The organism is Cytobacillus firmus (assembly GCF_023715565.1).
Lineage (GTDB): Bacteria > Bacillota > Bacilli > Bacillales > Cytobacillaceae > Cytobacillus > Cytobacillus firmus_C.
In genome coordinates, this window is sequence record NZ_JAMBOJ010000181.1 from 1 (window position 1) to 271 (window position 271).

At 48.3% G+C, this 271-nt stretch carries 1 protein-coding gene and 1 rRNA gene; both read left to right on the forward strand.

The annotated features are described in order from the left end of the window. On the forward strand, positions 1-193 hold a 193-nt coding region (locus M3205_RS25390), incomplete at its 5' end, for a hypothetical protein (RefSeq protein ID WP_251172378.1). After that, positions 188-271, forward strand: a 23S ribosomal RNA gene (locus M3205_RS25395); the annotation flags it as partial. The genes M3205_RS25390 and M3205_RS25395, both read left to right, overlap by 6 nt.

The window sequence follows — 271 nt, forward strand, 5'->3', positions numbered from 1 at the left end:
GAGTAATCGCCATCTTAGTTTTTCTCTTATTTTTGTTTTAAAACGAAGTAAGAGCACAAACCTGAGGGCAATGAGAAGCAAGAAGATCAAGGAAGCGACTGAACGAGCACCGGAGCGTACGAGAGTATGTGAGGAGCACAGTGACGGAGCTGACGCAGAGATTCGCTGCTTATCATTGGCCGAAGTAGGTTAAGTTAGAAAGGGCGCACGGTGAATGCCTTGGCACTAGGAGCCGATGAAGGACGGTACTAACACCGATATGCTTCGGGGA